Origin of the sequence: Streptococcus parasanguinis (assembly GCF_019929185.1) — a bacterium.
Classification (GTDB): Bacteria; Bacillota; Bacilli; order Lactobacillales; family Streptococcaceae; genus Streptococcus; species Streptococcus parasanguinis_O.
In genome coordinates, this window is the sequence record NZ_JAHZPC010000007.1 from 76,421 (window position 1) to 86,762 (window position 10,342).

General features: G+C 35.9%; 9 protein-coding genes and 1 tRNA gene. All 10 read left to right on the forward strand.

Annotated elements, in window-relative coordinates; all coding sequences use genetic code 11:
• Positions 1-4: 4 nt before the first annotated feature.
• On the forward strand, positions 5-3,499 hold the full coding sequence (mfd, locus tag K1I56_RS05990) for a transcription-repair coupling factor (protein ID WP_223325521.1): 3,495 nt from the start codon (positions 5-7) through the stop codon (positions 3,497-3,499).
• A gap of 68 nt (positions 3,500-3,567) precedes the next feature.
• Positions 3,568-3,834, forward strand: coding sequence for an RNA-binding S4 domain-containing protein (locus K1I56_RS05995; protein WP_003002258.1), 267 nt, complete (start codon positions 3,568-3,570; stop codon positions 3,832-3,834).
• The gene (locus K1I56_RS06000; protein WP_003009251.1) at positions 3,827-4,195 is read left to right on the forward strand and encodes an FtsB family cell division protein; all 369 of its coding nucleotides are present in this window, start codon (positions 3,827-3,829) and stop codon (positions 4,193-4,195) included. Before K1I56_RS05995 ends, K1I56_RS06000 begins: the two co-directional genes overlap by 8 nt.
• A gap of 3 nt (positions 4,196-4,198) precedes the next feature.
• Positions 4,199-4,327: an SP_0009 family protein gene (locus K1I56_RS09960; protein WP_003009253.1), complete on the forward strand. Its 129-nt coding sequence runs from the start codon at positions 4,199-4,201 to the stop codon at positions 4,325-4,327.
• Positions 4,299-5,585, forward strand: a complete 1,287-nt coding sequence (locus K1I56_RS06005; RefSeq protein ID WP_263280693.1) for a serine hydrolase — start codon at positions 4,299-4,301, stop codon at positions 5,583-5,585. The genes K1I56_RS09960 and K1I56_RS06005 overlap by 29 nt, the downstream gene beginning before the upstream one ends.
• Positions 5,585-6,859: a tRNA lysidine(34) synthetase TilS gene (gene tilS / locus K1I56_RS06010; RefSeq protein ID WP_023920007.1), complete on the forward strand. Its 1,275-nt coding sequence runs from the start codon at positions 5,585-5,587 to the stop codon at positions 6,857-6,859. Before K1I56_RS06005 ends, tilS begins: the two co-directional genes overlap by 1 nt.
• A gap of 4 nt (positions 6,860-6,863) precedes the next feature.
• Positions 6,864-7,406 (forward strand): hypoxanthine phosphoribosyltransferase, encoded by a 543-nt coding sequence (gene hpt, locus K1I56_RS06015; RefSeq protein WP_021154179.1) that lies wholly within the window; start codon positions 6,864-6,866, stop codon positions 7,404-7,406.
• A 10-nt stretch (positions 7,407-7,416) separates the two neighbouring features.
• Entirely contained in the window at positions 7,417-9,390 is a 1,974-nt protein-coding gene (gene ftsH, locus K1I56_RS06020; protein WP_223325523.1) for an ATP-dependent zinc metalloprotease FtsH, read from the forward strand.
• Between the two features lie 92 nt (positions 9,391-9,482).
• Positions 9,483-9,554, forward strand: a tRNA-Glu gene (locus K1I56_RS06025).
• Positions 9,555-9,708: 154 nt separating this feature from the next.
• Positions 9,709-10,188, forward strand: coding sequence for a sigma-70 RNA polymerase sigma factor region 4 domain-containing protein (locus K1I56_RS06030; RefSeq protein WP_223325524.1), 480 nt, complete (start codon positions 9,709-9,711; stop codon positions 10,186-10,188).
• Positions 10,189-10,342 lie beyond the last annotated feature (154 nt).

Consider the following 10,342-nt stretch of genomic DNA (forward strand, 5'->3'; position numbering starts at 1 on the left):
GTAGATGAATGTAATTGATTTAGTGAGTCAAAACTCCAACTTTCTATCCTGGCAACAAGGTTTGCAAAAAAATAATAGGGAATTGATCTTAGGATTGTCTGCGACCACAAAGGCTATTGTAATGGCTTCAGCCTTTGATTCTATTGAAAAAGCAGTCCTCATTACTTCCAGTTATAACGAAGCAGAACGATTGGCCAGTGATTTTATTGCCTTACTTGGAGAAGAGAAAGTCCATACATTTTTGGGAGATGATAACCCTTTAGCAGAATTTGTTTTTGCTTCACAAGAAAGGCAATTTGCACGATTAGAGGCTTTGAACTTTTTATGTCAAGAAGATCGTCAAGGCATCCTTGTGACCAATGTGAGTGGTATAAAACTACTATTACCTTCTCCTAAAGTTTTTGCATCTAGCATTTTTCAATTGAAGGTTGGTCAAGAAATAGACTTAACTACTCTGAGTGAAACATTACAGAAGATTGGCTACCAAAAGGTGAGCCAAGTTTTGCAACAGGGAGAGTTTAGTCTACGAGGAGATATTTTAGATATCTTTGAGATCGACCAACTCCAACCCTATCGGATTGAATTTTTCGGAGATGAGATTGATGGAATCCGAATCTTTGACCCAGAAAGTCAGCGTTCTGTTGAAAATGTTGAAGAAGTTCAACTGAAGGCAGTGAGTGATCTATTGTTGCAAGAGGAAGATTTTATCCGTGGTCAGCAGCAAATAGAACAATTGCAAGAACAGAGTGCAAATGAAGAATTTAAATCTTATCTAGCAGAAATTCTGGGAGATATTTCTCAAAGGAAACTCCATCCGGATCTTAGGAAATTTATTAGTTTCTTTTACAAAAAGCAATATACCCTATTCGATTATCTCCCTAAACATACTCCAGTCTTTCTGGATGATTATCAAAAAATAGCAGACCAAATAGCGAGATTTGAACTAGATACAGCTAATCTCTTGACGGAAGATTTACATAAAAATAGAGCTTCTTCTCGCCAAGTGTATTTTGCAGACACCAGTACAACATTACGAAAATATACGCCTGCAACTTATTTTTCAAACTTTCAAAAAGGATTAGGAAATCTGAAGTTTGATCATTTGTATCAATTCAATCAATATCCCATGCAGGAGTTTTTTGGACAATTTGATTTACTAAAAGAGGAAATTGAACGGTATCGAAAATCAAACTATACTGTTATTGTCCAAGCAACTTCTCATCACAATCTTCAACAGCTCCATAAAAATTTAGAAGAGTATGGGATTCGATTAGATTATATTGATGGGGATACGATCATTCCTCAAGCTAGTCAATTAGTCGTTGGAGGATTAGCTCACGGTTTTCAATTTGTTGATGAAAAAATTGTCTACATTACAGAATCAGAGATTTATCAGAAAAAGATTAAGCGAAAGATTCGCAGGCAAAATATTTCCAATGCAGAACGTCTAAAAAATTATAATGAACTGGAAAAAGGGGACTATGTTGTTCACCAAGTTCATGGTATTGGTCAATATTTGGGAATTGAAACGATTGAAATTTCGGGTGTCCATCGTGATTATGTTTCAATTCAATATCAAAATGGAGATCGCATCTCGATTCCTGTCGATCAGATTCAGATGTTGTCCAAATACGTTGCAAGTGATGGAAAAGCGCCAAAAATTAACAAGTTAAATGATGGGCGTTTCCAAAAAACGAAGCAAAAGGTTCAGACCCAGGTAGAGGACATTGCAGATGATTTGATAAAACTTTATGCGGAGCGTAGTCAATTAGAAGGCTTTGCCTATTCTAAAGATGATGAAAATCAAGAGGCTTTTGAACAAGATTTTCCATATATTGAAACAGATGATCAATTACGTTCCATTGAAGAAATCAAAAAAGATATGGAATCGAATCGTCCGATGGACCGATTGCTGGTTGGAGACGTCGGTTTTGGGAAAACAGAAGTCGCTATGCGAGCAGCCTTTAAGGCAGTAAATGATCATAAACAAGTAGCAGTGCTGGTTCCTACCACTGTTCTTGCCCAACAACATTATGCCAATTTTAAGGAGCGTTTTGAATCTTTTGCAGTAGAGGTTGCTGTTTTAAGTCGTTTCCAGAGTAAGGCAGAGCAGAAAGAAACGCTTGAAAAGTTGAAAAAAGGACGAGTGGATATTATTATTGGAACTCACCGGCTCTTGTCCAAAGATGTTGTTTTTTCAGACTTAGGCTTAATCGTGATCGATGAAGAACAACGTTTTGGAGTGAAGCACAAAGAAACCTTGAAAGAATTGAAAAAAAAGGTGGATGTGCTTACCTTGACAGCTACCCCTATACCTCGAACTCTTCATATGTCTATGCTAGGAATTCGAGATTTGTCTGTCATCGAAACACCTCCGACCAATCGGTATCCTGTGCAAACTTTTGTACTAGAGACCAATCCAACCATTATTCGAGATGCTGTGTTGCGGGAGATGGATCGTGGAGGACAGGTCTATTATCTTTACAATAAGGTAGATACAATTGAACAAAAAGTGTCTGAATTAAAAGAGTTGATTCCAGAGGCTTCGATTGGCTTTGTTCATGGCCAGATGAGTGAAGTTCGCCTGGAAAATACCCTGTTGGATTTCATTAATGGCGAATACGATGTCTTAGTGACGACAACCATTATTGAGACAGGTGTGGATATTCCAAATGCCAATACACTCTTTATTGAAAATGCGGATCATATGGGACTTTCAACTCTTTATCAACTAAGAGGTCGTGTGGGACGAAGCAATCGAATTGCTTATGCTTATTTGATGTATCGTCCAGACAAATCTCTTACAGAAGTGTCTGAAAAACGTTTAGAAGCTATTAAAGGTTTTACTGAGTTGGGTTCTGGATTTAAAATTGCTATGCGAGATTTATCGATCCGTGGAGCAGGGAATATCCTTGGAGCTTCTCAATCTGGTTTCATCGATTCAGTTGGTTTTGAAATGTATTCTCAATTGTTAGAAGAAGCTATTGCTAAGAAACAAGGCCAAGAGCATCGCAGGCAAAAGAGCAATGCAGAGTTGAACCTTCAAATAGATGCGTATTTACCTAATGAATATATTTCAGATCAACGTCAAAAAATTGAAATTTACAAACAAATTCGTGAAATGAATTCTGCGACGGACTATGAATACTTGCAAGATGAATTGATCGATCGTTTTGGAGAATACCCAGATGTTGTGGCCTACCTACTAGAAATTGGTTTAGTGAAAGCTTACTTGGATCAAGTTTTTGTCCGTCTTGTTGAGAGAAAACAACAAAAAGTGACAGTGAAATTTGAACCTATTGCCAAACAACTGTTTTTAACACAGGATTATTTCAAAGCTCTGTCAATGACACAGTTGAAGGCACAGATTGCAGAAGAAAAAGGATTGATTGAGGTGATCTTCGATATTCGAAATAAGAAAGATTTTGAAATTTTAGAAGCTCTGAAGCAATTTGGTCAAACCTTATTGGAAATTAAACAGGAAAAAGAAGAGGACTAGCAGTTCTTAGCTCATTTTTCGCATTTTATGTATAAAAAATGTTACAATACTATGTTAGAGGTGACAGTATGAGATTAGATAAATATTTAAAAGTTTCTCGCATTATTAAGCGTCGTCCTGTTGCAAAGGAAGTTGCAGATAAAGGGCGAATCAAAGTCAATGGAGTATTAGCTAAAAGTTCAACGGATTTGAAAGTGAATGATCAAATTGAAGTTCGTTTTGGAAATAAAGTATTGACGGTTAAAGTCTTGGAAATGTTGGATAGTACAAAAAAAGAAGATGCATCCAAAATGTACGAAATAATTAGTGAAACAAGGATAGAAGAAGATGCCTAAAAATATCGTTCAAATGAACAATAAATATATCAAAGACGAAAGTCAGCGAAAACGTTTTTTAGAAGAAGAAAGAAAAAAACGCAATCGTTTTCTAGGGCTCGTTTTGATATTGGTCATGTTACTGTTTATTCTTCCAACTTATAATTTAGCCCAGAGCTATCAATCGCTACAAGATAAAAAAGAACAATACAAACAGTTGGAAAAAGAGTATAAAGAAACAAGTGAACAAAAAGAATACCAACAAGACATCGCTAAAAAATTAAAAGACGATGATTATGCAACAAAATATGCACGCGCTAAGTATTCTTTTTCAAAAGATGGTGAATATGTTTATACCATCCCAGATTTACTCCCCCAATAACCGATGGAAAATATCTTACAAACAGTTAAACAATTTCTTGAATTTTCGGATGAAAAATTAGAGGAATTAAAAAAGAAAAACCAAATGATTAAACTTCAAAAGGATGAAAAGGAAAGGAATACAGGTGTCTAAACGATTTCTGCTCCTATTGTTAGTTCCAATTTTATTTATTGGGTCTCAAGCAGCGAGTGTCGAGCAGTCTGAGTCTTCTCAGACAATAGCTCATCCATCAGAACTTTATTTTTCTTCAATTCCAGCGAACCCTAATATCTATCGCAAAATTTCTGTTTTTTCTGATCCTCAGTTGAAAAAAGCAAAAGGAGAAATTCTTCCCAACACACCGTTTACAATCGAACAACTCTTTGTAAATGATGAAGGGAAAGCTGTATTTAAAATAGCAGATAAAGGATATGTATTAGCAGATTCTTCTGTCATTTTTTCTGATGTTGTACAAGAAACACAAGAAAAAAAACAAGACATGTGGCTAAAACCTGGTTTTAAAGTGTATGACCGACCCTTAATAAATGGTGCAAAAGAAAAAAATACACCTCTTTCTCCTTATACAAAAGTGACAGTCTTACGTACAGCTAAGACTTTACGAGATGAGTTTGTGGAGATTGAAGGTCAGGGCTGGGTGAACAAATCATTCGTTACTGAAAAAGATAATCGAATGGAAAAAGTTCAGGACTTGTTAAATAGTAAATACAATTCTCCTTCATATGGAATCTATGTAAAACAATTAACGACTGGAAATACTGCTGGAATCAATCCGCAAAAAGAAATGTATTCTGCCAGTGTAACGAAATTACCATACTTGTACTACGTCCAAGAACAGCTCAATAAAAAAGCCATTTCTCCAACTACAACCTACAAATATATTCCAGAAGTCAATGATTTCAAAGGTGGCTATGAACCAGAAGGAAGTGGTAGCCTTTCAAAAACACCAGATGGAAAAGAATATAGTGTTCAAGAGTTGGTAGATAAAATTGCAAAAGAATCAGATAATGTTGGACATAATATCTTGAATTATTATGTCACTCATCAATCAGATCAAGACTTCCAAAAAACTTTGGATAAAATTGCAAAGAAACATTGGGATGTTGAAAAAAGAGAAGCATCCGCTGAAATGGCTGGCAATGTCATGGAGGCTGTCTATCAACAAAATGGCTCTATTATTGATGCACTCTCCTCTACAAAATATGATGATCAACGGATTGCGCGTGACCTTCCAGTAAAAGTTGCTCATAAAATTGGAGATGCCTATGATTTTAGACATGATGTTGCGATTGTATACACAAATTCACCCTATGTACTAGTCGTTTTTACAGATCATTCGAATTATGATACGATTTCCAACATTTCAAAGGATATCTATGAGGTATTGAAATAATGGAAAAGCGATTTTTAGAGTTTTGTGAAAAACAAGATCTATTTACTCCCCATCGCCGTGTTTTAGTTGCCTTATCTGGTGGATTGGATTCAATGAATCTGTATGAACTTTTATATAAGAATAAAGAACGATTGAAAATCCATCTGGTACTCGCTCATATCAATCATGGACAAAGACCAGAATCAGATTTAGAAGAAAGTGAACTTCGAACGCTAGCTGATAGGCGAGAGACACGTATTCATGTGGCTCACTATTCGGGTGATTTTACGGAAGCAAAAGCTCGTACCTTTCGTTATGATTTTTTTAAACAGATTATGGAGAAAGAAGATTGCACTGCTTTAGTAACAGGTCATCATGCAAATGATCAAGCTGAAACAACTTTCATGCGCTTGATACGAGGAACAAAATTACGCCATTTAAGTGGCATTCCTGTACGCCAACCATTTGGCAAGGGTGAGCTAATCCGTCCTTTGTTAATTTTTACCAAAGATGAGTTGATGGAAATCCCTCACTTTGAAGATAGTAGCAATGACTCACAGGACTATTTCCGAAATCGTGTACGCCATCAATACCTTCCTGAATTTGAAAAAGAAAATCCTCAAATGCAAGCAAGTCTTCGTTATTTAGCAGAGGAAGTGACTCATTGGCACCAAGCCCTGAAAGAATTGACTAGCGAGTTAAGTATTCAAGATTTAGCTTCTTTTAGAACGTATTCTGATTCTGTACAATCATTCTTATTAGAAGAGTATTTGGCACAATTTCCAGATTTGCAACTTGGTAGGGTACAGTTTCAAGAATTATTAGATTTACTGCGAAAAAAAAGAAATTGCGTTCATTATTTAAAGTCGAATTATGAACTACATCAAGAATATGATTTCTTTGAAATACAAAAAATCAGTCAAAAGTCGGATGACCAACCCCTCCCATTTTTGTTAGAATTTGGGAATATTTTTGAAATTGCAAATTATAAACTATCTTTTGGACAACCATTAGTAGGGGAAAATGTAGAAATTCTTTCTGTTTCACGCGAAACTCCCATCTTAATTAGAAGGAGAAAGGAAGGAGATCAGCTGCTTGTTAATGGCCACCATCAAAAATTAAGGCGGTGGTTTATCAACCATAAAATTCCAATTTCTCTTCGGCAAAAGGCTCTCATTATAGAACAGAATCATAATATTCTTTCTGTAGTGGGATTGGTAACGAGTGATTTGAGTAAGCCCTCAAAAAGTGGTATAATGAAAGATGATCTTTATATTCAAAAAATAGATAGGTAAAAACATGTTAGAAAAAGATATAAAAAAAGTATTGGTTTCACATGATGAAATTGTAGAAGCAGCAAAGAAATTGGGGGAAACCCTAACAAAAGAGTACCAAGGAAAAAATCCAATTTTTGTTGGAATTTTGAAAGGCTCTGTTCCATTTATGGCAGAGTTGATCAACCACGTGGATACACATATTGAATTGGATTTTATGCTGGTTTCAAGTTATCATGGTGGTACAGCAAGCTCAGGTATTATTAATATTATCAAGGATATCGACCAAGATATTACTGGTAGAGATATTTTATTTGTAGAAGATATTATCGATACAGGTAAAACCCTCAAGAGTCTAAAAGAACTCTTTGAAGAACGAAATGCAGGATCTGTGAAGATTGCTACCTTACTGGATAAACCTGAAGGACGTTTGGTTGAGATTGAAGCAGATTATACCTGCTTTACGATTCCAAATGAGTTTGTTGTAGGATATGGTTTAGACTATGATGAAAATTATCGTAACCTACCCTATGTTGGTGTATTAAAAGAGGAAGTGTACTCAAAATAGAGGAGACTAGATGAATAACAGAAAAAATAACGGTTTTGTTCGAAATCCATTTCTGTATTTGTTGATTATTGTAGCGGCTGTGACAGGGTTCCAGTACTTTTTTGCGGGTAATGGAGTTGGTCAAAGTCAGCAAATCAACTACACAGAATTGGTCAAAGAAATTAAAAATGATAATGTAAAAACGATCAGTTACCAACCAAATGGTAGTGTGATTGAAATTGCAGGGACCTATAATAAAGCTAAAGAATCAAAAGATGATACAGGAATTCAATTTTTTACCCCAAGTGTTCAAAAAGTATCTCGCTTTACTAGTGTCATCCTTCCATCTGACATCACTGTCAATGAATTACAAAAATTAGCAGCTGACCACAAAGCGGAAATCACTATCAAACGTGAAAGCTCAAGTGGCATGTGGATAACCATTCTGACTTCAATTGTTCCATTTGTTATCGTCATGTTCTTCTTCTTCTCAATGATGAACCAAGGCGGTGGCGGAGGTGCCCGCGGTGCCATGAACTTTGGTCGTAATAAAGCCCGCGCTGCTAATAAAGAAGGTATTAAAGTTCGTTTTTCAGATGTAGCAGGAGCTGAAGAAGAAAAACAAGAACTTGTTGAAGTTGTTGAATTTTTAAAAGATCCAAAACGCTTTACTAAATTGGGTGCAAGAATCCCAGCAGGTGTGCTTCTTGAAGGCCCTCCCGGAACTGGTAAAACCCTTTTAGCAAAAGCAGTAGCTGGTGAAGCTGGAGTGCCATTCTTCAGTATTTCTGGTTCTGACTTCGTTGAAATGTTTGTCGGAGTCGGCGCTAGCCGGGTTCGTTCACTTTTTGAAGATGCTAAAAAAGCAGCACCAGCCATTATCTTTATCGATGAAATTGATGCTGTTGGGCGCCAACGTGGTGTAGGTCTTGGTGGCGGAAATGATGAACGTGAACAAACCCTTAACCAGCTCTTGATTGAGATGGATGGTTTTGAAGGCAACGAAGGAATCATTGTTATCGCAGCAACTAACCGTTCTGATGTCCTTGACCCTGCCCTTCTTCGTCCTGGCCGTTTTGACCGTAAAGTATTGGTTGGACGTCCAGATGTGAAAGGTCGTGAGGCAATTCTTCGTGTTCATGCTAAGAATAAGCCACTTGCTCAAGATGTGGACTTGAAATTGGTTGCTCAACAAACACCAGGATTTGTCGGTGCTGATCTCGAAAATGTTTTGAACGAAGCAGCCTTGGTTGCAGCTCGTCGAAATAAAAAAGTAATTGATGCTGCTGATATCGATGAAGCAGAAGATCGTGTTATTGCAGGTCCATCTAAGAAAGATCGGACGATTTCACAAAAAGAACGTGAAATGGTTGCTTATCACGAAGCTGGTCATACAATTGTTGGTCTGGTCTTATCAAATGCTCGTGTAGTTCATAAAGTTACGATTGTTCCACGTGGTCGTGCAGGCGGTTACATGATTGCCCTTCCTAAAGAAGATCAAATGTTACTTTCTAAAGAAGATATGAAAGAACAATTAGCTGGGCTCATGGGAGGACGTGTTGCCGAAGAAATTATTTTCAATTCGCAAACAACGGGTGCTTCAAATGACTTTGAACAAGCTACCCAAATGGCGCGTGCAATGGTGACAGAATATGGTATGAGTGAAAAACTTGGACCGGTCCAATATGAAGGAAATCATGCAATGTTTGGTGCTCAAAGTCCACAAAAAATGATTTCAGAACGAACAGCTTACGAAATTGATGAAGAAGTTCGTAGTCTGTTGAATGAAGCCCGTAATAAAGCGGCAGAAATTATTCAAGGAAATAGAGAAACGCATAAATTAATTGCGGAAGCTCTATTAAAATATGAAACCTTGGATAGTGTTCAAATTAAATCATTATATGAAACAGGAAAAATGCCTGAAAATTCAGAGCATGAATTAGAAGAAGAAGCAAAACCTCTATCATATGATGAGATTAAGTCAAAATTAGAAGAAAATAACTAATTCAAAAGAAGGAAAATATTTCCTTCTTTTTTTATTAAAAAAAGTGTTGACAGAGTAAAAATATTCTGTATAATAGAATATGTTGTAAAAATGGTCCGTTGGTCAAGGGGTTAAGACACCGCCTTTTCACGGCGGTAACACGGGTTCGAATCCCGTACGGACTATCGATAAACTGTCACCAAGTGGCAGTTTTTTTGTGTATTTGGACAAAATAGCTAAAAATAATAACCAAATAGTTAAAAAAACGTGCAGAATAGAAAAAAAGTCCAATGGGCTTCTTTATTTTTATAAAATACAGATAAAAGTAAAGGAGAGCTTATGGAATTTAATAAAATGTATCAAAAAGTAAAATATATCGTAAGAAAATGTGAAAAAGAATATTATATTCAATTATGGGAAAAGGATGATTGGGAACAAGAAGGACAGCTAACACTCTTTGAACTTTATCAAAAAAATCCTGAAATTGAAACAAATGAAGGATTACTTTATACATATTTCAAAACAAAATTTAGAAATCATATTAAAGATAAAATAAGACAACAGGAAAGTGATAAAAGAAAAATTAATAGACTTCCATATATTGAAATTGGAGAAATTAGTCACAGAATTTCATCAAGAAAAATATATTTAGATGAGCTGGTTGTTCTGAGAGATGCATTAAAACGTTTTAAAGAAAAATTAACCGTAAAAGAAAAAGAACAATATGAAGCATTACTAGCAAACAGAAGATGTCTAGGAAAAACAAAAATGAAAAAGAAATTGGAGAACTATCTAAAGGACTTTAAAAATTCAATTTAAAAGCTGAAAGTTGACAGTTTATAAATGAACTTTCAAAAAAATAAATTTTTTTGAGAAAAAGTGTTGACAGTAAGGTGAGGTCATGATATACTAATATAGTTGTCGCGCGAGAGCGACAAAGACCTTTGAAAACTGAACAAGACGAACCAATGTG